Source organism: Nonomuraea sp. NPDC050404 (assembly GCF_040655495.1).
Classification (GTDB): Bacteria; Actinomycetota; Actinomycetes; order Streptosporangiales; family Streptosporangiaceae; genus Nonomuraea.
Genome location: NZ_JBFAKB010000004.1, coordinates 523,707 through 546,158, shown reverse-complemented (window position 1 = coordinate 546,158; position 22,452 = coordinate 523,707). Strand labels below are relative to the sequence as shown.

General features: G+C 71.3%; 22 protein-coding genes. 9 read left to right on the top strand and 13 right to left on the bottom strand.

Annotated elements, in window-relative coordinates; all coding sequences use genetic code 11:
- Positions 1–5 precede the first annotated feature (5 nt).
- From AB0I81_RS13935 to AB0I81_RS13925, 3 genes are read right to left on the bottom strand one after another with little or no spacing between them, the layout of a single operon-like run.
- A complete protein-coding gene (locus AB0I81_RS13935; protein ID WP_360655301.1) occupies positions 6–1,154 on the bottom strand; it encodes a thiolase family protein in 1,149 nt (382 codons plus the stop codon).
- Positions 1,155–1,191: 37 nt separating this feature from the next.
- Entirely contained in the window at positions 1,192–1,821 is a 630-nt protein-coding gene (locus AB0I81_RS13930; RefSeq protein WP_360655298.1) for a CoA transferase subunit B, read from the bottom strand.
- Entirely contained in the window at positions 1,818–2,597 is a 780-nt protein-coding gene (locus AB0I81_RS13925; protein ID WP_360655295.1) for a CoA transferase subunit A, read from the bottom strand. The genes AB0I81_RS13930 and AB0I81_RS13925 overlap by 4 nt, the downstream gene beginning before the upstream one ends.
- Before the next feature lie 112 nt (positions 2,598–2,709).
- On the opposite strand from AB0I81_RS13925, the gene AB0I81_RS13920 reads away from it, so the two are divergent.
- From AB0I81_RS13920 to AB0I81_RS13900, 5 genes are all read left to right on the top strand, one after another.
- Positions 2,710–4,311, top strand: coding sequence for an IclR family transcriptional regulator C-terminal domain-containing protein (locus AB0I81_RS13920; protein WP_360655292.1), 1,602 nt, complete (start codon positions 2,710–2,712; stop codon positions 4,309–4,311).
- A 9-nt stretch (positions 4,312–4,320) separates the two neighbouring features.
- Positions 4,321–5,289, top strand: coding sequence for an NAD(P)-dependent alcohol dehydrogenase (locus AB0I81_RS13915; protein WP_360655289.1), 969 nt, complete (start codon positions 4,321–4,323; stop codon positions 5,287–5,289).
- A 66-nt stretch (positions 5,290–5,355) separates the two neighbouring features.
- Positions 5,356–6,816, top strand: a complete 1,461-nt coding sequence (locus tag AB0I81_RS13910; RefSeq protein WP_360655286.1) for an alpha/beta fold hydrolase — start codon at positions 5,356–5,358, stop codon at positions 6,814–6,816.
- A complete protein-coding gene (locus tag AB0I81_RS13905; RefSeq protein ID WP_360655283.1) occupies positions 6,813–7,922 on the top strand; it encodes a sensor histidine kinase in 1,110 nt (369 codons plus the stop codon). The genes AB0I81_RS13910 and AB0I81_RS13905 overlap by 4 nt, the downstream gene beginning before the upstream one ends.
- Entirely contained in the window at positions 7,919–8,578 is a 660-nt protein-coding gene (locus tag AB0I81_RS13900) for a response regulator transcription factor (RefSeq protein WP_360655280.1), read from the top strand. Before AB0I81_RS13905 ends, AB0I81_RS13900 begins: the two co-directional genes overlap by 4 nt.
- Positions 8,579–8,588: 10 nt before the next feature.
- On the opposite strand, the gene AB0I81_RS13895 is transcribed toward AB0I81_RS13900, so the two are convergent.
- The 3 genes from AB0I81_RS13895 to AB0I81_RS13885 all read right to left on the bottom strand — a co-directional run bounded on the left by AB0I81_RS13895 (position 8,589) and on the right by AB0I81_RS13885 (position 11,891).
- The gene (locus AB0I81_RS13895) at positions 8,589–9,368 is read right to left on the bottom strand and encodes a hypothetical protein (RefSeq protein WP_360655277.1); all 780 of its coding nucleotides are present in this window, start codon (positions 9,366–9,368) and stop codon (positions 8,589–8,591) included.
- Positions 9,365–10,039 (bottom strand): hypothetical protein, encoded by a 675-nt coding sequence (locus AB0I81_RS13890; RefSeq protein ID WP_360655274.1) that lies wholly within the window; start codon positions 10,037–10,039, stop codon positions 9,365–9,367. Before AB0I81_RS13890 ends, AB0I81_RS13895 begins: the two co-directional genes overlap by 4 nt.
- A gap of 181 nt (positions 10,040–10,220) precedes the next feature.
- Positions 10,221–11,891 (bottom strand): metallophosphoesterase family protein, encoded by a 1,671-nt coding sequence (locus AB0I81_RS13885; protein WP_360655271.1) that lies wholly within the window; start codon positions 11,889–11,891, stop codon positions 10,221–10,223.
- 217 nt (positions 11,892–12,108) lie between these two features.
- Between AB0I81_RS13885 and AB0I81_RS13880 the strand changes: the two genes are divergently transcribed.
- On the top strand, positions 12,109–12,579 hold the full coding sequence (locus AB0I81_RS13880) for a hypothetical protein (protein ID WP_360655268.1): 471 nt from the start codon (positions 12,109–12,111) through the stop codon (positions 12,577–12,579).
- Between the two features lie 36 nt (positions 12,580–12,615).
- Here AB0I81_RS13880 and AB0I81_RS13875 read toward each other — a convergent pair whose 3' ends face one another.
- Positions 12,616–13,329 (bottom strand): winged helix-turn-helix domain-containing protein, encoded by a 714-nt coding sequence (locus AB0I81_RS13875; protein WP_360655265.1) that lies wholly within the window; start codon positions 13,327–13,329, stop codon positions 12,616–12,618.
- Positions 13,330–13,580: 251 nt separating this feature from the next.
- On the opposite strand from AB0I81_RS13875, the gene AB0I81_RS13870 reads away from it, so the two are divergent.
- Complete coding sequence (locus AB0I81_RS13870) at positions 13,581–15,221, top strand: serine/threonine-protein kinase (RefSeq protein WP_360655262.1); 1,641 nt, start codon at positions 13,581–13,583, stop codon at positions 15,219–15,221.
- A 24-nt stretch (positions 15,222–15,245) separates the two neighbouring features.
- On the opposite strand, the gene AB0I81_RS13865 is transcribed toward AB0I81_RS13870, so the two are convergent.
- Entirely contained in the window at positions 15,246–15,740 is a 495-nt protein-coding gene (locus AB0I81_RS13865) for a MarR family transcriptional regulator (protein ID WP_360655259.1), read from the bottom strand.
- 118 nt (positions 15,741–15,858) lie between these two features.
- On the opposite strand from AB0I81_RS13865, the gene AB0I81_RS13860 reads away from it, so the two are divergent.
- Complete coding sequence (locus tag AB0I81_RS13860; RefSeq protein ID WP_360655256.1) at positions 15,859–16,203, top strand: STAS domain-containing protein; 345 nt, start codon at positions 15,859–15,861, stop codon at positions 16,201–16,203.
- 16 nt (positions 16,204–16,219) lie between these two features.
- On the opposite strand, the gene AB0I81_RS13855 is transcribed toward AB0I81_RS13860, so the two are convergent.
- From AB0I81_RS13855 to AB0I81_RS13845, 3 genes are all read right to left on the bottom strand, one after another.
- On the bottom strand, positions 16,220–18,919 hold the full coding sequence (locus AB0I81_RS13855) for a S8 family serine peptidase (protein WP_360655253.1): 2,700 nt from the start codon (positions 18,917–18,919) through the stop codon (positions 16,220–16,222).
- Between the two features lie 94 nt (positions 18,920–19,013).
- Positions 19,014–19,832, bottom strand: a complete 819-nt coding sequence (locus tag AB0I81_RS13850; RefSeq protein WP_360655250.1) for an SAM-dependent methyltransferase — start codon at positions 19,830–19,832, stop codon at positions 19,014–19,016.
- A gap of 64 nt (positions 19,833–19,896) precedes the next feature.
- On the bottom strand, positions 19,897–20,304 hold the full coding sequence (locus AB0I81_RS13845) for an NUDIX domain-containing protein (protein ID WP_360655247.1): 408 nt from the start codon (positions 20,302–20,304) through the stop codon (positions 19,897–19,899).
- Positions 20,305–20,353: 49 nt separating this feature from the next.
- On the opposite strand from AB0I81_RS13845, the gene AB0I81_RS13840 reads away from it, so the two are divergent.
- On the top strand, positions 20,354–20,788 hold the full coding sequence (locus AB0I81_RS13840; protein WP_360655528.1) for a MarR family winged helix-turn-helix transcriptional regulator: 435 nt from the start codon (positions 20,354–20,356) through the stop codon (positions 20,786–20,788).
- 13 nt (positions 20,789–20,801) lie between these two features.
- On the opposite strand, the gene AB0I81_RS13835 is transcribed toward AB0I81_RS13840, so the two are convergent.
- Both AB0I81_RS13835 and AB0I81_RS13830 read right to left on the bottom strand, forming a co-directional pair.
- Entirely contained in the window at positions 20,802–21,404 is a 603-nt protein-coding gene (locus AB0I81_RS13835) for a DJ-1/PfpI family protein (RefSeq protein ID WP_360655244.1), read from the bottom strand.
- Positions 21,401–22,384 (bottom strand): GlxA family transcriptional regulator, encoded by a 984-nt coding sequence (locus tag AB0I81_RS13830; RefSeq protein ID WP_360655241.1) that lies wholly within the window; start codon positions 22,382–22,384, stop codon positions 21,401–21,403. The genes AB0I81_RS13835 and AB0I81_RS13830 overlap by 4 nt, the downstream gene beginning before the upstream one ends.
- Positions 22,385–22,452: the final 68 nt, after the last annotated feature.

The following is a 22,452-nucleotide window of genomic DNA, read 5'->3' as shown; positions in this document are numbered from 1 at the left end:
CACTCTTACCTTTCGAGTACGACGGCCAGCCCTTGACCGACGCCGATGCAGAGACAGGCGAGACCGGTGCCCGAGCCGGCGGCGGCCAGCCGGTGCGCCACCGTACCGGTGACACGGGCGCCGGAGGCTCCGAGCGGATGGCCGATCGCGATCGCGCCGCCGTCGGGGTTGACGATCGCGGGGTCGAGGTCGGGCAGTTCGGCCAGGCAGCCCAGCACCTGGGCGGCGAACGCCTCGTTGAGCTCGGCGGTGGCCAGGTCGCCGAACCCCTTGCCCGCCTTGGCCAGCGCCTTCTTCGCGGCCTCGACCGGGCCCAGCCCGAAGTAGCGCGGCTCCAGCGCGCTGACGCCGCTGGCCACGATCCTGGCCAGGGGCTCGCGCCCGCGCAGGCCGTCCTCGTCGGTCAGCAGCAGCGCCGCCGCGCCGTCGTTGAGCGGGGAGGAGTTGCCCGCCGTGACGGTGCCGCCGTCCTTGCGGAAGACGGGCTTGAGCTTGGCCAGCGCCTCCAGGGAGGAGTCCGGGCGGATGCCCTCGTCGCGGGTGAGGCCGGCGACGGGCACGATCTCGCGTTCAAATGACGCCTTGGCCGCCTTCTGGTGGCTGGCCAGCGCGAACGCGTCCTGCTCCGCGCGGGTGACGCCGTGCTTGTCGGCGATCAGCTCGGCGCCCTCGCCGAGCGGCACGGTGTGCTCGGCGGGCATCTCCGGATTGACCAGCCGCCAGCCCAGCGTCGTGGAGACCAGCTCCTGGCCGCCTGCCGGGAACGCCTTGTCCGGTTTGGGCATGACCCAGGGCGCGCGGGTCATCGACTCGACGCCGCCCGCGATCACGGTGGAGGCGTCGCCGAGCGCGATGGCCCGGTAGGCGTGGATGACGGCCTCCATGCCGGAGCCGCACAGCCGGTTCACGGTGACGCCGGGCGTGGTGATCGGCAGCCCGGCCAGGATCGCGGCCATGCGGGCGACGTTGCGGTTCTCCTCGCCCGCGCCGTTGGCGTTGCCGAGCACGACCTCGTCGGCGGCGTCGAGGCCGTTGCGCTCGGCCAGCGCCGAGACGACGTGCGCGGCCAGGTCGTCGGGGCGCACCTTGGACAGGGCGCCGCCGTAACGGCCGAACGGGGTGCGTACGGCATCGACGATGTAGACGTCCCTCATGCGAGCACCTCCGCGCCGGTGCGGCGAGCGCTGTGAGTCATGCCAGAACCTCCGCGTCGGTACGGTCGCGCACCTGCTCCACACCCACTCCCGGCGCGCGTTCCACCAGCCTCAGCCCCTCCTCGGCGACGTCGAACACGCCGAGGTCGGTGATGATCCGGTGCACGCACTCCTGCCCCGTCAGCGGCAGCGTGCACTCCTTGACGACCTTCGGCGAGCCGTCCTTGGCGTTGTGATCCATGATCACGATGACCTTGCGGGCGCCGTGCACCAGGTCCATGGCCCCGCCCATGCCCTTGACGAGCTTGCCCGGCACCATCCAGTTGGCCAGGTCGCCGCGCGCCGAGACCTGCATCGCGCCGAGCACGGCCACGTCGATGTGACCGCCGCGGATCATGCCGAACGACAACGAGGAGTCGAAGAACGACGCCCCCGGCAGTACGGTCACCGTCTCCTTGCCCGCGTTGATCAGGTCGGGATCCACGTCGTCGGCCTTGGGGTAGGGGCCGACGCCGAGCACGCCGTTCTCCGAGTGCAGCACCACGTCCACGCCGGGCGGCAGGAAGGAGGGGATGCGGGTGGGCAGGCCGATGCCCAGGTTGACGTAGTCGCCGTCGCGCAGCTCGGCCGCCGCCCGCGCGACCATCTCGTCACGAGTCCAGCTCATTCGGTGATCGTCCTTTGTGCCGGAGGCGCAGAAATCGTACGCCGTTCGATGCCCTTGTCGGCGGCCTGCTCGGGGGTCAGGACGACCACGCGCTGCACGAAGACGCCGGGTAGGTGCACCTCTTCCGGGTCCAGCTCGGTCAGCTCCTCGACCTCGGCGACCGTGACGCGTCCCGCCATGGCGGCCAGCGGGTTGAAGTTCCTGCTGGACTTGTTGAAGACCAGGTTGCCGTGCCGGTCGCCCTTGGCGGCGCGGACCAGCGCGAAGTCGGTCCTGATCCCGTGCTCCAGTACGTACGGGCGGCCGTCGAACTCGCGCACCTCCTTCGGCGGCGAGGCGACCGCGATCGAGCCGTCGGGGTTGTGGCGCAGCGGCAGGCCGCCCTCGGCGACGGGCGTGCCGACGCCGGCCGGGGTGTAGAAGGCGGGGATGCCGCTGCCGCCCGCGCGCAACCGCTCGGCCAGGCTGCCCTGCGGGGTCAGCTCCACCTCCAGCTCGCCGGCCAGGTACTGGCGGGCGAACTCCTTGTTGTCGCCGATGTAGGAGGCGGTCACGCGGGCGATGCGCCCGGCCGCCAGCAGGACGCCCAGGCCGCCGCCGTCCACCCCGCAGTTGTTGGAAACGACGCCGAGGCCGGTCGCGCCGCTGTCGTAGAGGGCCTGGATCAGCACGTTGGGGATGCCGCTGAGGCCGAAACCGCCGACGGCGAACGACGCGCCGTCATGCACGTCGGCCAGTGCCTCCGCGGCCGTGGCGACCACCTTGTCTCTGCGCACGACGCTCCGTTCACGAGGTGTTCGCTCTGCGAACTTTAGTTCACTATTATGCCTTTCAGTATGTGTACGAGTGGTCGGGCTGTCAAAGGTGCCGCGCCTGGAGGAGGAGCCGATGGAAGCGGCCGGAACCCTTGAGCGCGGGCTCGCCGTGTTGCGCGCGCTGGCCGCCGATCCCGGGCGGTCGTCCCGCGCGACGGACCTGGTCCGCGCGACCGGCCTGGCCAGATCCACGGTGGACCGCGTGCTCGGCACCCTCGTGCACCTCGGCTACCTGCGGGCCGACGGCCGCGACGTGGTGCTCGCGCCGCGCCTGATGGAGCTGGGTGAGGCGTATCTCGCGGGCGGCGGGCTGCGTGACGCGCTCGCGCCGCTGGCGGGGCGGCTGGCCGAGGAGCTGGACGAGTCGGTGTCGCTGGCCGTGCGCGACGGGGACGAGGTGCGCTTCATCGTGCAGTTCACCCGCCGCCGTACCATGTCGGTCACGTTCCGGGTCGGCGACCTGCTGCCCGCCGGCCGCAGCGCCGCCGGGCTTGCCCTGCTCGACCCTGCCGCGCCGTGGGCGCAGGACGATCAGCTCATCGAGCCTGGGCTGATCGCGGTGGCGGTGCCCGTGACGGACGGGGACGGACGGGCCGTGTGCGCGGTCAGCGTCGTCAGCCACACCAGCAGGCACACCGTGGCCGAACTGCGCGAGCACTGCCTGCCCGCCCTGCGCGAGACGGTCGCGCAGATGGAGGCGGTCCTGGCAGGACGGCCGGCGGAAGGCACCCCAGCGGGACAGCACGCGAAAGGCACCCTGACGGGACGACAGGCGGAAAGCACCCCGGCGGGACGACAGGCGGAAAGCGCCCCGGCGGGACGTCAGGCGGAAAGCACTCTGGCGCGGCGGCAGGTCCTGTCTCAAGGGCCGGGATCCGGGGTCGATCCGTCCCGGGGTGCCAAGCAGGAGCTGGGGATGGGGTTCCTGCAGTCGCTGGCGCGCGGCCTGGCCGTCATGGTCGCGCTCGGGTCCGCACGTGGCGGCCTGTCCCTCGCCGACTGCGCCAAGGTCACAGGGCTGCCCCGGGCGAGCGTACGGCGTGCGGTCCAGACGCTGGAGCACCTCGGCTACGCCACCGCCGACGGCTCCCGCCACACCCTGCTCCCCCGGGTGCTGGAGCTGGGATACGCCCATCTGTCCGGGCTGACGTTCGGCGAGATCGTCCAGCCGCACCTGGCCGACCTGGTGGCCCGGGTACGCGAGTCGGCGTCGGTCGCGGTGTTGTCCGGCGACGACGTGCTCTACGTGGCCAGGGTCCAGACCGTCAGCCTCATGAGCATCAACCTCACGGTCGGCACCCGGCTGCCCGCGTACGCGACCTCCATGGGCCGGGTGCTGCTCGCCGAACTGCCCGAGGAGCGGCTGGCCTCGATCGAGCCGCGACGGCTGTCCGCCAGGACCGTGACCTCGCCCGCCGAACTGCGCGCCCTGCTGCGGCGGGCCGCCACGGACGGGTACGCCCTGGTCGACCAGGAACTGGAGGAGGGCCTGCGATCCATCGCGGTGCCGATCCGCGACCGCGCCGGCCGCACGGTGGCGGCGGTGAACGTGGCCACGCACGCCGGCCGCGCCTCCAACGCCATGTTGCTGGACGAGGTCCTGCCCGCGCTCAAGGAGACGGCGGCGCGAATGGAGGCCGATCTCGCGCACATAGACGCCACCGTCACTGGCTAGAATCCGGCCATGGAGGCCGCAGTGCGCGCCAGATATGGCCCGCCGGAAGTGGTAAGCATCGCTGAGGTCGAAAAGCCGGTCGTCAAGGACGGCGACGTGCTCGTCAATGTCCGCGCGACGACGGTCAACCGCACGGATTGTGCGATGCGGGCCGCCCAGCCCTTTCTCTGGAGATTCTTCACGGGGCTCGTCAGGCCGCGCATACCCGTTCTGGGCACGGAATTCGCCGGGGACGTCGAGGCGGTGGGCGGCGGCGTCACCGCGTTCAAGCCCGGCGACAAGGTGTTCGGTTACAACGACCCCATATTCGGGGCGCACGCCGAGTACCTGGTGATCCCCCACAGCGGCACGCTGGCGCTGATCCCCGACGGCCTGACGTACGAGGAGGCCGCCCCCAGCACCGAGGGCGCCCACTACGCGCTCTCGCTCATCAGGTCGGCGAAGGTGCGCGACGGGCAGGACGTGCTCGTCTACGGCGCGACCGGCGCCATCGGATCGGCGGCGGTGCAACTGCTGAAACACCTCGGCGCGAACGTGACCGCCGTCTGCGGCACCAAACATCTCGACCTGGTCGGCCGCCTGGGAGCGGACAAGACCGTGGATTACACGGCCACGGATTTCACCGTGGACGAGCAGAAATACGACGTCGTCATCGACGCGGTCGGCAAGAGCACGTTCGGGCGGTGCCGGCGGCTGCTGAAACCGCGCGGCAGCTATATCGCCTCCGACGTGGGCCCGATGTGGCAGAACCCGGTGCTGACGCTCGTCACGCCATTGTCCGGCGGCAGGCGGGTCAGATTCCCGTTACCCAAGCACGACGCGGAAATGGCCCGGCATTTCAGGGAACTCATCGAGACCGGCGCGTTCAAGCCCGTCATCGACCGGCATTATCCGCTGGCGGAGATCGTGGACGCCTACCGTTACGTGGAGACCGGTCAGAAGACCGGAAACGTGGTGATCACCGTCGGGGGTTCCTGAGGGTCGCCGCCCAAGATATGCCGGATGGCAGATGCCCGCCGGACGCCCCGGGGCGAGGCTCGTGCCATGAGAACAATCATGACCGCGGCATTGTCGGCCGTCGTGCTGACCGCCCTCTTCCAGGCTCCGGCCTCCGCCGCCCCGCAGCGCCGGGCACTCGACTGGAAGGCGTGCGGCGACGGCCTGGAGTGCGCCAAACTCACCGTCCCCATCGACTGGAAACGGCCGGACGGCCCCAAAACGCAGGTCGACACCGCGAAGCTGCCCGCCCGCGACCAGGCGCGTAAGCTCGGCTCCCTCGTGGTCAACACCGGCGGCGGCGCGACCATTCAGCCGGTACGCGCGACACCCGCCGTGGTGTCGGAGCTGACCACCTGGTTCGACGTGATCCTGTTCGACCCGCGCGGCTACGGCGACAAGGGCAGCGAGGCGATGAAGGAATGCCGGACCCCGCAGCCCAGCGTGGCGGGGCTGGTCCTGTCGCCGGGCGAGGCGGGCTGGCGGGCGCAGTCCAAGGCGAACGCCGCCTATGAGGCTTCCTGCCGCAAAGCCATGGGCGCCGAATACGCGGGCACGAACTCCTGGCAGGTGGCCCATGACGTGGAAGCGCTGCGCGGCGCGCTCGGCGAGCCGGAGCTGCGTTACCTCGGCAACTCCTACGGCACCGTGCACGGTCAGATGTACTTGAGCCTCTTCCCCGCCAAGGTCGGCCGGATGGTGCTCGACGGGATCCCCGACCACACCAGGACGTCGCTGGAGAAGTGGATGACGGCCTATGCTCGTACTCAGGAGCAGCAGCTCAAACGCTTTCGCGACTGGTGTGCGGACGGCTGCGCGCTGGGCGGCGACGACGCGATCGAGGTGTTCGACGACCTGCTCGCCCGCGTACGCGAGGCCCCGCTGCCGGCCGGCGATCAGAGCCTGAACGAACAGGAGTTCCTCGTCGCGGTCACCGAGCGTCTCTCCCAGCCGCCCACCTGGTCACGGCTGGCCGCCGCCCTGCGTAAGGCCGCCGACGGGGACGCGACGGAGCTGGCCGGGATGCGCCCGCTGCCGCCCGAGGACCCGGGATATCTCAATGGCGCCACGTTGTGCCATGACTTCATGCCCGGGACGCCGAGCTACCGCGACTTCCTGTCCATCGAGTCCCGGCTGCGCGAGGCCGCGCCGCGCATCGGCTGGGTCCAGGGCCGCTACCTGATGGGCCGCTGCGTGGGCATGAGCGGGAAGCCCGCCAACCCGCCGGCCCCGCTGCGGGTCAAGGACGTGGCTCCGGTGCTGATCTCCATCGGCGACCTCGACAGCACCACGCCCCGCCTCGGCGCCGAGCACCTGGCCGCCCAGGTTCCCGGGGCGCGCGTGGTCAGGCACGGCGACGGGCACGCCGCGTACCTCATGCAGGGCGCCGGCGGCCTCAACGGCACCTGCCTGCGCGAGCACGTCCACGAGTACCTGACCACCGGAGCCCTGCCACCGTCCGGGGCGCGCTGCCCCGGCGACCTGATGGCCAGGGTCCCCAGAGGATGATCCGAGTGTGGCGGGCGCTGCCGGTGCCGGCGCGGGACGGCGTGCTGGCGGCGCTCACGGCCGTGGCGATCGTGGTTTACACGACGCTGCGCGAGGGGAACTCCGGCGTGGTCACGCCCCTGTGGATCGTGCTGGTCTGCGCGGTGTGCGCACCGCTGACCGTACGCCGCCGGTTGCCGATGACGGCAGCGCTGCTGTCGGGCACGATCGTCCTGCTCGCCGCGACGCTCGGGCAGCCGGCCGTGGGCGCGGGAGTGGCGGTGACGGTGGCGGCGTTCGCCTCGGCCGCCTACCACGGTGAGCGCAGGCGCTGGCTGCCCGCCGTGGCCACGGCGGGCTGGCTGCTGGCGATGCAGCTGGCCTCCGGCGATCCCGCCGGCCTGTTCATGTCGGTGACCTCCGGGCTGGCCCCCGTGGCGTTCGCCCACATCCTGCGCCTGCGCCACGACCAAGCCCGGCAGACCGTACTGCTGGAGCGGGCGCAGGAGCGCACCCGGATCGCACGCGAGGTGCACGACGTGGTGGGCCACCACCTCAGCGCCATCCGGCTGCAGGCCGTGGGGGCGCGCCGGGGCACGCCCGCCGACGCGGCGCGGGCGCTGGAGACGATCTCCGAGGTCTCCGCCACCGCGCTCGCGGAGACCCGGCGGCTGCTCGGGCTGCTGCGCGACGGCGACCACGCCGACGCCGACCTCCGCTCGTTGCTGACCCGGCTGTCCCGGCAGGGATTGCGGGTACGGCTGGACGGCGACCCGCCGCACGAGGACGTGCCCTCATCGGTCAGGTACGCGCTGTACCGGATCGTGCAGGAGTCGCTGACCAACGTCATGCGGCACTCCGGCGTCACCCGCGCCACGCTGCGAATCCGCCACCGGAACGGCTCCGTGGCGGCCGTGGTGGAGGACGACGGGCACGCCCTGCCCGGCGCCGTCCCGCCTGAGGGCGCCGGACTGCCGGGCATGCGGGAACGGGTCGCGCAACTCGGCGGCACGTTCTGCGCCGGGCCTCGCACACCGCACGGCTGGCGGGTGAGCGTCCACTTCCCCCTCGGCGGCACGCGAGCACCCGACGAACCGCACGACCGGGCAGAAAGGAGTCTTCCGTGAACATCCGGGTGATCGTCGCCGACGACCAGGCGCCCACTCGCGAGGGACTGCGGCTGCTGCTGTCGTCGGAACCGGACCTGGAAGTCGTGGCGACGGCCTCGGACGGTTTCGAGGTCGTCGCGATGGCCCGGCGGCACAGGCCCGACGTGGTCCTGACCGACATCCGCATGCCGCGCATGGACGGCCTCGGCGCCATCCGCGAACTCCTGGCCCTGGACCCGGCCCCGGCCGTCGTCGCGCTGACCACGTTCAACCTGGACGAGTACCTCTTCGGCGCCCTTCAGGCCGGCGCGGTCGGTTTCCTGCTGAAGGAGAGCGACCCCAACCTGATCATCGACGCGGTACGGGTCGCGCACGACGGGCAGGGCCTGGTGGACCCGCAGGTGACCCCTCGCCTGCTGCGGCAGTTCGCCGCCACCTCACCGCGCCCGCCCACCAGCGAACTCGCCGCGCTGACCCCCCGCGAGACCGACGTCCTGCGCCACCTGGCCGCCGGGAACAGCAACGCCGAGATCGCCCGGATCCTGGTCATCTCACCCGGCACGGTCAAGGTGCACATCGAACGGCTGCTGGGCAAGCTCGGGCTGCGCACCCGCGTACAGGCAGCGGTCTACGCCCACCGGCACGGCCTGGTCACCTGGACCGATCCCCCCTGATCCGTGCTGGTCACGAGGCCAGGGCGGTGACGGCGGTGGCCAGGTAGAGGCAGCCGCCGATGGCCACGGCGACGCCCGCCAGCGCCGGCATCCAGCCCGCCGCCGCCCGCAACACCCGCAGGCGCGGCGTACGGCTGCTCAGGATCGCCGCACCTCGCACGGTCACGACGCCTACGGCGGTCAGCGTGACGGCCATCCCGGCTCCGAACGCCAGCACCAGCACCACCGCGCCGAACGAACGTCCGGTGAGCAGGCCGCTGACCAGCACGATGAAGGCCGAGGGCGACGGCACCAGGCCGCCGGAGAGCGCGAGCGCGGTGAGCCCCCGCGCCGACCACGGATCATCGGGCCCATCGTGCCCATGACCGTGCCCGTGGCCATGCCCATGACCGTGACCGTGCCCATGGCCGTGTCCGTGGCTGTGGGTCTTGCGGTGGCGGAGGTGGCGGTAGGTCAGGTGTGCGCCGACGCCGATCACCACCACGCCCGCGACCGCCTGCAACCAGGCCGTGACGGCCTCGGTGCCGACGGCGGCGGCGCTGCTCAGCCCCACCCAGGCCATCGCGAGCGCGAGCACCGAGACGGTGTGCATCAACGCCACGACCACGCCGAGCCGCAGCGCGTCCCGGTAACGCCCGTGCGTGCCGATCAGGTACGCGGCCGTCACGCTCTTGCCGTGCCCGGGCGCGACCGCGTGCAGCGCGCCCACCCCCAGCGCGACGACCAGCGCCAGCCAGAACGCGCCCGCCCCGTCGAACAGCGCGATCAGGTAGTTGTCGGGACCGGTCATGCGCGCACGTCCGCAGGCCGGCGCCGCCGTACGAGGAACGCGACCAGCACCCCGGCCACGGCCACCAGCGCGACGGCGGGCACCAGCAGCGGCGTGCCGCCCGTCGTGGCGTCGAAGCGCAGCCTGCGGGTGTCGGCCGCCGCCGTGAGCAGCGTCTGCTCGGGAGCGGCGGGCGTCTCGGCGGTGAGCACGGTCCGGTACGCCTCGTGCAGGTCCGCCAGCGCCGCGATCCGCACATCGACGTCCACGACCGGCTCCGGGCACTCGAAGCTGAACCGCGCGCCCTGAGCCAGAAGCCGCTCCAGCGGGGCGAGTTCGGCGGCGCACGGGCGACCGGCCTGCGTGACCGCCACGCGGGCCAGCAGGTAGTCGCGTACGGCGGCGGAGCGGGCCAGCTTCTGCTCACCGGTCAGGGTGGTGTCGGCGCCGGTGGCCGGATCCTCGAACGCGCCGACCGACTGGCCGAGCGCCACCCAGTCGTCCTCGGCGGGCAGCCAGGAGAGCGTCACCTGGTTACCGTCGGCGCCGATCCTGGCCATGGACGGCGGCCCGAACGGGTGCGCGGCGGCGGCCCGCGCGGGTGCCGCGACGATGGCGGCAACGGTGACGGCAACAATGACGGCGGCGATCAGCAGCACGCACACGCGGCGTGCGATCAACGGAAAGGTCAAGGCAGGCTCCTGTGAGGGGGCCCGAGTGGGACCACACGACCTGGCACGGCCCCGGCCACGCGACCCGGGCACGCGCAACCCCGCACCCCGGACGAGCGGCCGGCGCAACCCGGGCACGCGGAAGCGCGCCCAGTCCGGTGCCGGGCGTGCGTGAGGCGGGTGTGGTCCCACCCGGGCTGGATCACTTGGTCACGGTGATGGCGGGGCTGTTGATCTTCTGGTTCTGGCTGTCCAGATAGACCTCGTACACGCCGCCCTTCTTCACCAGCACAGGCACCCGGACGGTCTCCTCGACCCGCCCCAGCTCATCGGCCTTCTCGTAGCCGATCAGCGTGCCGCCGCGCCCACCCCGGGCGTCGTCGCCGCTGTCCTGACGCCACCAGATGGCCACCCGCTCCCCCGGGTCGTACCCGTAGGCGGACACCTTGACGGGCTCAAGCCGGCGCACCGAGGTCTTGTCGACGGTGACCTGCTCCCCGGAGGTGTTCTCGTCGGTGCGCAGGTCGTTGACGGTGCGCTCGCCCTTGTCGTTCTTGCGGATGACGAACCCGTCGTGGTGCTCGCCGTTGGCGTAGCGCGCCTCGAAGGTGATGGTGTCCTTGGCGACGTCGATGAGCTGGTAGAGCTGGGTGTTCTGGCTGGTGCTGCGCACTTCGGCGCCGTTGCCCGTCCAGTTCTCGCCGCCGTTGAGCGCGTACATCTTGCCGCCCGAGACCGACACCACGTACGGCACCCCGTTGTGCACGGCCGCCGACTTGCGGGCCGCCACCTGGTTGCCGCGCCCGTAGGAGTGGTCGTGACCCTGCAGCACCAGGTCCACACCGTACTTCTCGAACAGCGGCGCCCACTGCGCGCGCACGTTCGGGTTGTTGCGGGTGCCGGTGGTGGAGTAGACGGGGTGGTGGAAGGTCACCACGGTCCACTTGTTCGGGTTGTCCTTGAGCAGGCCCTCCAGCCAGGCCGTCTGGGCGGCCATCAGCGTGGCGTTGCTCTGGTAGTTGGTGTCCAGGCCGATGAACCGTACGCCCTGGTAGTCAAGGGTGTAGACGGTCTGCTTGAGCTCGGCGTTGCCCGGCCCGTTGTCCGGGTACGGGAACTGGGGCCGCCAGAAGGCCGACAGGCCGCCGCTGTACTCGTGGTTGCCCGGCACCGAGATGTTGTTGACCTGGCCGTCGATGAACCCGCCGGCCTTGAACCACTGGCCCCACTGCTCTTCGCTGTTGGCCGAGTCGATCAGGTCGCCCGCGTTGACGATGGCCTTGGCCTGCGGCCGGTCGGCGAACGCCTGCCGGAAGACGCGCGGCACCGCGGAGTCGAGGTAGTTCTGCGCGTCGCCGTAGTAGATGAACGAGAAGGGCTCGAAGCCCTCGGCGGCGGTGGTGAAGTCCGTCCAGGAGCTCCAGTTGGTCCCGTCGCCCACGCGGTAGGTGTAGCGGGTGTCCGGCTTCAGGCCGGTGAACTCGACGGTGTGGTACGTGGAGGCGTACCCGAGCGTGGTGTTGACCGGCGTGCTGGCCACGGCCTTGACGTTGGTCACCGCGCCCGCGGCCGGCTGGACCTGCCCGAGCGCGCGCGGCGCCTCGAGGATCTCGGCCTGGGCGGTGTCGGCGGTGGCCTCGGCGCGCCACGACACGCGCTGGCTGGTGGCCGGGGCGGTGGTGGGGATGAGGATGACGCGGTCCGGCATCGGGGTGGGCTTGTGCACCTCGGCGGCGGGGTAGACGGGCGGCGCGGCCGCACCGATCGCGGCCGGGCCGAACGCTAACCCGCCGACCAGCAGCACGCCGGCGCCTGCCGCCGCGAACTTCGTGTGCCGGGCCCCGAACGGGCGCGGCTTCGTGGGTTGATTCACTTCTGGTTCACTCCATCGAGAAGCGGTGTTCGCCCACCCGCGAGCGCGGGATGGACGCCAGCGCATTCACCCAGGTACCGCTGACACAAACTTGTCCCGGGCCTGTCCGTGAGATGAATTCACGATCGTCAATGTGCCGGTCATCGGGCGTTGGCCCGGCGTTTGCGGTCCGCGGCCTACGATCGGCGGCGCAGGCGCGATGGGTGGAGGTGAACGGATGGCGGCGACCCGCCGCTGGGGACTGCTGCCCGCCGTCGCCGCGCTCGGGACGCTGTTCGTGGTGCCGCCCGAGGCGCCGGTGACCAAGACCGACTCCTTCATCACGGCCGAGACCACGGGGATCCTGATGATCGAGGGCGGGGAGTGCTTCAGCGATCCGACGTTCTCGCCGGGGGCGGGCGAGCGGATCGTGCTCTACACGCCGTGCGCCGAGGGCGCGGACAACCAGTCCTACGGCTTCACCCACGTCCCCGACGGCCCGTACGACCGGGCGGCGCTGTCCGCGTTCGCCTGGAAGAGCTGCGGCGAGCGCCACGCCGAGTTGTGGAACCAGGATCAGGGCGACAACCTGCCCTACTACCCGATCATGCCGACCGCGGAGACCTGGGCGGACGGCGACCGCGACGTCATGTGCGCCGTCTACCGCCGCACCGGCCGCCTCACGGCCTCCGCGCTGCCCCCCGCCTGACCGTTGTGCCCGGTCAGGCTCCCCGGACAGTGGGGCTCAGCGTTTCGGTACGGGCAGCAGGGCGAGATGGTCGCTGGTCACCAGGTCGAACTTGAGCGCCAGGGACACCAGCGCGTGGCGCTGCCAGTCGGCCTTGCCCTCGCCGTCCTGCGGGGTCTTGACGTGCAGCTTCTTCTCGGCGAGATAGCCGATGTGAAACCCGATCGCGGTACGGCTCAGCCCCAGCCCCGACAGCCGTTCGATGATCTCGGGGATCGTCGGGATGCGCGGGGTCGAGGGGTCGCGCAGGCGCGGCTCGCAGAGCGCGACCAGGATGCGGAAATACTTGGCGTTCTGGTCGAGAGGGTAGGCGACCTGGGTGGCCGCGCCGCCGTCCACGCTGCCGGGCGGTACATGTACATGTTGCGGCGCGAACACCAGGAACGACACCGTCCCGTCCACGGCGGGCAGCGTCACCCGCGAGAACTCGAACGGGATCGGCGCCCCCATCCGCCCCGGCGGCACCTTCACGAACTCCCCGCCGCCCTCGGGGTTCTCCACGACGTACGTCTTGGAGGTGCTCAGATTCGACAGCAGCCAGTAGTCGCCCACCGCGACGACGGCGCCGGCCAGCCGGGAGACGGCCGGGTCGTCGAGCGCGAGGTCAACGGGCGCGCCGGTGGAGCCGCGCCCGAAGGTCGCCTGCTCGCCCGGCGCCAGCTCCAGCGAGTACGGCCGGTCGTCCGTGGGCGTGGCGGCCATCTGAATCAAGATCGTACTGTGCGGCATCGGGCGCGACCCTACTCGTGTGCGGTTGAAGATGTCCAGGTCGTACAGGCAACGGCCGTCCACCGGCGGGCCGGCCGTTTCCGCCCCCGCGGAAGCAGACCTCGAATCCTCATGCCGGTCCTCTCGATCTTTCGTGTCGCCGAGTCCATCGTGCTGTCCCGCGGCCGGTTCCGTAACCTGGCAGCTACCAGGGCGCTTGGACTAATCCCTGGTGATCGACCAAGATGAACGGAATGACGGCTCCATCCCACGCGGGGCGCCACCGGATCGAGCAGCTCATCGGCGTCGGGGGCTTCGCCTCCGTCTACCTCGCCCACGACGAGGAGTTGCGCTCGTCGGTGGCGGTCAAGATCCTCGCCGACAACTGGTCGCGGCAGCCCGGCGTGCGCGAGCGGTTCCTGCAGGAGGCGCGGCTGCTGCGCCGCGCCGACTCCCACCTGCTCGTACAGGTCTTCGACATCGGCGAGCTCGACGACGGCCGGCCCTACTTCGTGATGACGTACGCCGACCGCGGCACCCTGGAGGAACGCCTGCGGGGCGGGCCGCTCTCCCTGGAGGAGACGCTCGGCCTGATGGGCGAGATCTGCCAGGGTGTCGCCGTGCTGCACAGCATCGGGGTCGTGCACCGTGACCTGAAGCCGTCGAACGTGCTGTTCTGCTCGCGGCCCGAGGGCGGGGAGCGGGTGATGGTGGCCGACCTCGGCATCGCGCGCTCCACCGACCATCTGAGCGGGCTGACGCTGCCGGCCGGGTCGCCCGGGTACCGGGCTCCCGAGCAGCTCTACTTCGACGGGGCGCCGGACGCGCGGGCCGACGTGCACGGGCTGGGGGCGCTGACGTACCACATGCTCACGGGGCGGGTGGCGGCCAAGCCGGAGCTGCGGGTGCCGCCGAGCGAGCTGCGGCCCGAGGTGCCGGCTGCGGTCGACGCGGCGGTGCTGCGGGCGCTGCATCCCGACCGCGAGGAACGCTGGCCCGACGCCGCCGCCTACGCCGCCGCCCTGACAGGCCGCACTCCCCCACTCACACCGCAGCCCCCGCCCCCACCGCAGCCTCCGCAGAACGGACACGACGGGAAGCCGCAGAGCGGACGCGATGGGGAGTCGCCAGCTGGGAGTGGCGGGCAGTCGCGGGACGGAAGCGGCGGGCAGTCGCACGGCGAGAGTGGTGGGCAGTCGGGGAACGGGAATGGTGGGGAGTCGCGGGACGGCAGTGGCGGGCGGAGGCGGCGGGGGTTGGTCGTCGGTGCGGCGGCGGCCGTGGTGGCCGTGGTGGCCGGCACCGCCGTGGCCGTCACGCTCGCCCGGACGCCCGACGCCCCGCCCGGAACCGCCACGGGCACCGGCACCAGCACCGGCGCCACGACCGACGGCGGCACCGGCGCGCCCCGGACCCCGGCCGGCGACCAGACCGGCCGCTACTTGCGCGAGGACTCCGACATCCCGCGCGAGTACCGCGGCTGGATCGTGCAGGCGGGCACGTACTGCGAGGAGCCCGGCCTGAGCCCGGCCCTGATCGCCGCGATGCTCAAGGCGGAGTCGGGTTTCGACCCGCGGCTGTCCGACCCGGACAAGGACGAGTACGGCATCGCCAGGTGGACCCCCAAGGTGTTGTGGCACTGGCAGCCGGGCGGGCTGGACAAGCCGATGCCCGAGCCCCCGCTCAGCCCCGAACTGTCGATCGTCTCCATAGGACGGTTCATGTGCACGATGGGCCCCCGGGTCACGGGCCTGCCGGGCGATCCCGCGTTGAAGCTGGCCGCGCTCTACCGCAGCGGCGTCGATCCACTCACACGGGCGGGCGGCATCCCGGAGAAGTGGCGGCCCTACACGACCAAGGTCTCGCGCTACATGAACGACTACCGACCCGCCTGACCGGTCAACCGCCTGGATCAGGGGTCAGACTTCGGGCCAGCCGAGCGGGTGGCGTACGTTGACCGGGGGCTCGCCGCCCGCCTCTGTGAAGGCGTTCATGGCCGAGATGAGTGCCCGGCGCTCGGCGACCGACATCCGCGCCACGATCGCGCCGATCTCCTGCCTGCGGCGGGCCATCACCTGCTCCACGATGCGCCGGCCCTCGATGGTCAGGCGCATCAGGTTCTCGCGCCGGTTGTGCGGGTTGGCCTCCCGTACGATGAGGCCCGCGCCGGTGAGCCGGTCGGCCATCCGCATGGCCGTGGACGCCTGGACGCCGAGCAGCTCAGCCATCGTGACCAGTTTGGTCTCGCCGTGGCCCGCCAGCACCACGAGCATCCGGAACTGCGGCACGGTGATCTTGTCCTCGACCGCCGCCAGCGACCGCGCGGCGACGGCGACCAGGAGGCGGGAGCCGGTCAGGACGGCGGTGATGACCGCTGCCAGGTCCTCGCCGTCCACCTCGTCGACTTCGCCCATGGGAACTGTTGTACACGTTCAGGGGTGGACAAGGTCCTGGTTCCTCAGTTGTGGCTTTCCGGTTTTATTGCACTGTGCAAAGATAAAGGTGCGAACCGTTGCGAAGCGGAGTGGTGGAATGGGATACGCGGACCGTACCGGCTTCTCCTGGATAGTCACTCAGCGTGACGACGCCGCTGTGCTGAGTCCCCATGGGGACCTGGACCTGGCGTCGATGTCGGAGTTCCGCGATGGGCTGACACAGGCGATGGAGTGTCAGCGACCGCCGGAGGTGGTCGTCGATCTCCAAGGGGTGAGCTTCTGCGACTCCTCGGGGCTGAACACGCTGATCTGGGCCGCCAACACCGTGGAGGGCGCCGGTGGCCGGCTCCGGCTGGCCGGCGCGCAGCCCCGGGTGACCCGGCTGCTGCGCATGACCGGCCTGGACAAACGCTTCTCCCTCTGCGACAGCACCGCCGGCTAGCGGACGCGACGGCCGGTCAGCGGGGTCCGACGACCAGGCGGGGGTGCTGGTGCACGCGCCAGCCTCCCGCGTCGTAGCCGAAGTTCGCGATCTTCAGGTCGGGGTTCGCGAACGCCGCGCCCTTGCCGGTGTTGATCGAGACCCACGCGCCCGCGTAGCCGAACCCGAGGATGTCGGCCTGCTCGTCGCCGTTGAGGTCGGCGACGAAGCGTGGATGGCGCTCGACCCGCCAGCCGCCCGCGTCGTACCCGAAGTTGCCGACCACCAGCTGCGGCGCCTGGAAGGTGCCGTTGCCGTTGTTCAGCGCCACCCACGCGCCCGCGTATCCGAACCCGATGATGTCGGCCCGGCCGTCCCCCGTGAGATCGGCCAGGAAGCGCGGATGGCGCTCCACCCGCCAGCCGCCCGCCTCGTACCCGAAGTTGCCGACCACCAGCTGCGGCGCCTGGAAGGTGCCGTTGCCGTTGTTCAGCGACACCCAGACACCGCCGTCGCCGAAGCCCACGATATCGGCCCGCTTGTCCCCGGTGAGATCGGCCAGGAAGCGCGGATGACGCTCCACCCGCCAGCCGCCCGCGTCGTACCCGAAGTTGTTCACCACGAGCTGCGGCGCCTGGAACGTCCCGTTGCCGTTGTTGCGTGAGACCCACACGCCGCCGTCGCCGAAGCCCACGATGTCGGCGCGGCCGTCCCCGGTCACGTCGGCCAGGAAACGCGGGTGACGCTCGACCCGCCAGCCGCCCGCGTCGTACCCGAAGTTGTTCACCGCGAGCTTCAAGCCCTGGAAGGTGCCGTTGCCCTTGTTCAGTGCCACCCACGCGCCCGCGTAGCCGAAGCCGATGATGTCGGCGCGGCGGTCCCCCGTGAGATCGGCCAGGAAACGCGGGTGACGCTCGACCCGCCAGCCACCGGCGTCGTAGCCGAAGTTGTTCACCACGAGCTGCGGCGCCTGGAACGTGCCGTTGCCGTTGTTGCGCGACACCCACACGCCGCCGTCGCCGAAGCCGACCACGTCGGCCCGCCTGTCCCCGATGAGGTCGGCCAGGAAACGCGGGTGGCGCTCGACCCGCCAGCCGCCGGCGTCGTAGCCGAAGTTGGCGATCGCCAGGTTGGGCCCGTCGAAGTTGCCGTTGCCCAGGTTCCTGGAGACGTACACGCCGGCGTTGCCGAAGCCGACGACGTCGGCCTTCCTGTCGCCGGTCAGGTCGACGGTGTACTCGACGTGGGCGGGAAAGATCATCGGTGAGGTGACCGCCCCCATCGCGTTGAGCCGGCCGCCGCCCAGCATGCCGATGAAGCCGGCGTTGGCCGCGTCGATGTTGTCGCAGGAGCTCTCGACGATCCGGCGTACCTGCTCGCCCGTGAGGTTGCGGTTGCGCGACCAGACCAGCGCGGCGACCCCGGCCACGTGCGGCGCGGCCATCGACGTACCGTCGAGGAAGGAGTAGCCGCCGTTCGGGAAGGTGGACCAGATGTTGACGCCGGGCGCGGAGACGTCCACGTTCGTGCCGAAGTTGGAGAACGTGGCCTTGCGGTCGGCCTGGTCGAGCGCGGCGACCGCGATCACCTCGGGGTAGACGCCCGGGAACTGCGGGGTCACGTCGGTGTTGGTGTTGGCGTTGCCCGCGGCGAAGACCACGACGACGTTCGCGCCGACGGCGGTCTGGATCGCGGTGCGCACGCCCGCGTGGTCGCCGTTCATCCGCCAGCTGCAGTTGATGACGTAGCGGCGCTCGGCGTTGGCCTGCGCCTGGGCGGCCACGTAGTTGATCGCGTCCGCGCGGTTCTGGTTCATGCCGGTCGTCAGGTCCACGCGCAGCGGCATCACGCGGCACAGCGGCGCCACGCCGAGCACGCCGATGGTGTCGTTGACGGCGGCACACGTGCCGGAGACGTGCGAGCCGTGCCCGTCCTCGTCCTCGGGCGAGGGGTCGCCGGCGTCGGCGAAGTCCCAGTCCTCCGCGCCGCGCGGCAGGATGTTGGCCTGCAGGTCGGGATGGGTGAGCGCGGCCCCGGTGTCGATCACCGTGATGATCACCTCGGGATCGCCGCGGGTCAGCTCCCACGCCTCGGTGGCGTGGATGTCCGCGCCCGCCACGCCGGTCGTGCCGTTGACCACCTGCCCGGTGTTGCGCATGCCCCAGAGCCGGCCGAAGTCCGCGTCGCCGGGGATGAACAGCAGTTTACTGTTGAAGCCCACCTCGCTGGGCTCGGCGAACCTCACCTCCTCCAGCCCCGACATCTCGCGGATCATCTCGAACAGGCGGCGCCCGTCGGGCACGGCCAGCGTGTAGTAGCCCGGCGTGCGCTGCTTGACCAGGACGCGGCTGCCGTGCTGCCGGACGATCTCCTCGGCGCGGGCCTCGGCGACGTCCTGGCGGAACTGCACGGTGAACTCGTTCGGCAGGAAGTAGCGGGACGCGCCGTGCTCGTCGATCATCACCGGCAACGAGTTCGTCACGTCGTCCTGCGCGGACACGTCGTCCATGGCGGTCGGGCTGACGTACACGGCGGCGAAGCCACGCTCCAGGTTGTAACCCTGGCTGACCGACACCAGTGAGGGAGCCGAGACGATCCGGTTGAGCGTGTCCACCTCCCCCTGGCGCGCGAACGTCACCATCGCCTCATCGGGCTTGGCGGCGAACGAGGTGAGCTGGCCGTTGCTCTTGTCTACGTAGCTGTACTCGCTCTCTTCCGAACGCGGAGGAGTGGCCATGGTCCGGCACCTTCTTCACCAGAAACGGGATGAGAGGTGCCGACACTATGCAGCGGGCCGCGCACTGTCCTCAGGGGCCGACCTAGGGAATTCCCTAAGGAAGACGGCCGACCGCGCCCACGAGTTGCGGCACGGTCATGTCGATCTCCGCCTGCCGGTCAGGCTCGGACTCCGGCCGCCAGGACTTCACCGGGACGATCCCGGGCTCCAGCAGGGTCAGGCCGTCGAAGTAGGCGGCGATCTGCCCCTGCGAACGGGCGACCAGCGCGCCCGGCTTCGTCCCCTTGTACACCTGCTGGCCCGCCCTGACCTTGGGGTTGTCGGCGTCCGGCGCGTAGAAGTGGGAGATCAGCAGGTTGCTGCCCGGCACGAGCGGCCCGCGCAGCGTCTTGACGATGTCGCCGACCTGCTGGTCCCCGGGCACGAAGTGCAGCACCGCGGACATCAGCAGCCCGATGGGCCGCGCGAAGTCCAGGTGCGCGGTGATCTCGGGGTCGGCCAGGATCGCGGCGGGGTCGGTGATGTCGCCCCGTACGGCGATGATGTTGGAGTCGTCGGCCAGCAGGGCGCGGGCGTGCACCAGGACGATCGGGTCGTTGTCGACATAGGCCACCCGGGCGTCGGGCATGATCCGCTGCGCGACCTCGTGCACGTTCTCCTGGGTCGGCAGACCGGCGCCGATGTCGAGGAACTGGCGCACACCCTGCTCGGCCATGAACCGTACGGCCTTGCCGATGAAGGCCCGGTTGTCGCGCGCCGTCTCACGCACCTCGGGCACGATCGCGATGATCTTCTCCGCGGCCGCGCGGTCGGAGGGGAAGTTGTCCTTTCCGCCCAGGTAGTAGTCGTACATGCGGGCGACGCTGGGGACCGTGGGGTCGACGCCGGGCAGATTCGGCTCTGCAGCACTCACGCGAGGTCTCCCTGCACTGGGGGGTGGCGCCAGCCTAGCGATCAAGGGCCGTGCGGTGAAGGTCTCAGCGCAACAGGCCGCGCTCGTGCAGGGCGTCCAGGACCAGGCCGTCGACGTAGGAGACCCGGTGCCGGTCGGCGTACCCGAACCAGGCCTTCTCGGCGATCTCCATGGACGGCGTCAGCGGGCCCCGGTGGTCGGCGGTGTAGCAGATCATCCGGAAGGGGCCGTGCTCCGGGTGGCCTGCGGGGATCTCGAAGGTGTCGAAATGCACCATGGTGTTCGCGTCGATCACCGTCAGGAGCTCCTCGTCGATCTCCCTGACGAGGGTCTGGCCGTCGGACTCGCCGGGCTCGCGCATGCCGCCGGGGAAGTAGAACACCTCGCGGCCGTGGCTGCGGGTCATCAGCACCCGGTGGTCGCGGACCAGGACCCAGGCGACCTTCTCCCGCACGCCTTCGTCGTTCGTCATGGCCGGACCCTATCCGCGATCAAGGTGGCGCGTGCGGGAGACTTGGCGGGTGACCTTCGAGAACGGGCGGCCCGGTCCCCCGGTGACCAGCACCTCCATCGTGGTGCTCACGCTCGCGCGGCAGGTCGAGACCGAGCTCAACGCCGCTCTCGCGCCGCTCGACCTCACCGTGAGCAGGCTGGGGCTGCTCGGTCACATCTCGGCCGTGCCCGGGATCTCCTTCAGCGAGCTGGCGCGGATGTCGGGCATCACGGTGCAGAGCGTGCACGCGGGGGTGAAGGCGCTGGCCGGGGCGGGGCTGGTACGCGACAACACCGCCCGCGCCGGGTCCGCCTCGGCCATCGAGGTCACCTCCGACGGCGCGCGCCTGCTGGAACGGGCGCGCGCGGCGGTGGCGGAGGTGGACGAGCGCATGTTCGGCCAGGAGAGCGACCCGATCCGGCGACAGGTGGGCGACGCGGTGCGGGCCGCCTTCAGCTCCTGATCATAAGACGGGGTTACTGGACGGGTTCGTCCGCCAGGTACGGCGGGGCGGGGTCGTACTGCATGGATCTGCGCACGGTGCGGGAGTGGTCGCGGCCGTGGAGCCGGCCGATGAGCCACAGCGCCGCGTCGATCCCGGCCGAGACGCCCTGGCTGGTGATCAGGTTGCCGTCCACGACGTAGCGCGCGTCCCGCACGACGGTGACGTCGCCCAGGGATTCGAGCTCCTCCTCCGCGCTCCAGTGCGTGGCCACGCGCCGCCCCCGGGCCGGCCCGGCCGCGTGCAGCACGAAAGTGCCGGTGCAGACGCTGGCCACCCAACCGGCCTGGGTGGCCGTCTTGGCGACCCAGCCGGTGAGGACCTGGTTGTGCGTCTCGACCCGCCTGCCGTGCCCGCCCGGGACCAGCAGCACGTCCAGCGGCGGGTGGTCGTCGAGGGTGTGGTCGGGCAGCACGCGCATGCCCTTGGCGCAGCGCACGGGGTCGGCGTGCTCGGCGATCAGCACCACCTTGTCACCGCCGCCACGATTGGCCGCCGACATGGTGAAGACCTCCCAGGGGCCGACGAAGTCGAGTTCCTCCGCGCCGTTGTAGATGAGCAGTCCGTACGTGGTCATGAGTCGCCTCCCATGGCGGTGGTGTGGAATCGGTCGCGGTAGTCGGACGGCGCCACGCCCACGCGGCGGTGGAACGTGCGGCGCAGGGTCTCGGCGGTGCCGAAGCCGCAGCGGCGGGCGATGGCCTCGACGGGGTCGTCGCTCAGCGCGAGCGCGCGCTGGGCCGCCTCGACGCGGACGCGCTCGACGTACGAGCCGGGCGGGATGCCCAGTTCGGCGGCGAAGCGGCGCTGCAGGTGGCGGGGGCTGAGCCCGGCGTGCGCGGCGAGGTCGTGGATGTCGTGCCGCGCGCCGGGGTCGGCGTGGATGGCCGACACGGCGGCGCGGATCGGGTCGCTGGACGGCTGGGTGCTCCACAGCGGCACGCTGAACTGGGACTGGCTGCCCGGCCTGCGGACAAACATGACCAGTTGCCTGGCCACGGCGAGCGCGAGGTCGCCGCCGAGGTCTTCCTCGACGAGCGCGAGGGCGAGGTCCATGCCGGCGGTCACGCCGGCCGACGACCACACGTGCCCGTCCCTGATGAAGATCGGGTCGCTGTCCACCGTGACGCCGGGGTACTCCTCGGCCAGCCGTCCGGCGCGGGTCCAATGCGTGGTGACCCGGCGGCCGTCGAGCAGGCCGGTGGCGGCCAGCAGGAACGCGCCCGTGCACACCGAGGTCACCCGGCGGGCCGTGCCGCCGGCGGCGGCGACCCAGGCGGTCAGCTCCCGGTCGTTCCTGGCCTCGTAGACGCCGCTGCCGCCGGCCACGACGAGCGTGTCCACGCCTTCCGGTGACAACTCGCCGACCCCGTGCCCGGCGTGCACGGGCAGGCCGCTGCCCGCCCGTACGGGGCCGGGGCGCGCGGCCACGATCTGGCATTCGTAGCGGCCCGAGCGCCTGGCTGCCTGCTGGAACACCTCGTGCGGGCCGACCAGGTCGAGCGACTGGAAGCCGTCGTAGACGACGAAGACGATGCGGCGTAGGCGCTGCTTCACGTTCTTCAGCCTGCTGGTCGCGGGGGGATGGCGTCAACGACCCCCACCCCACACATCGCGCCATCCTG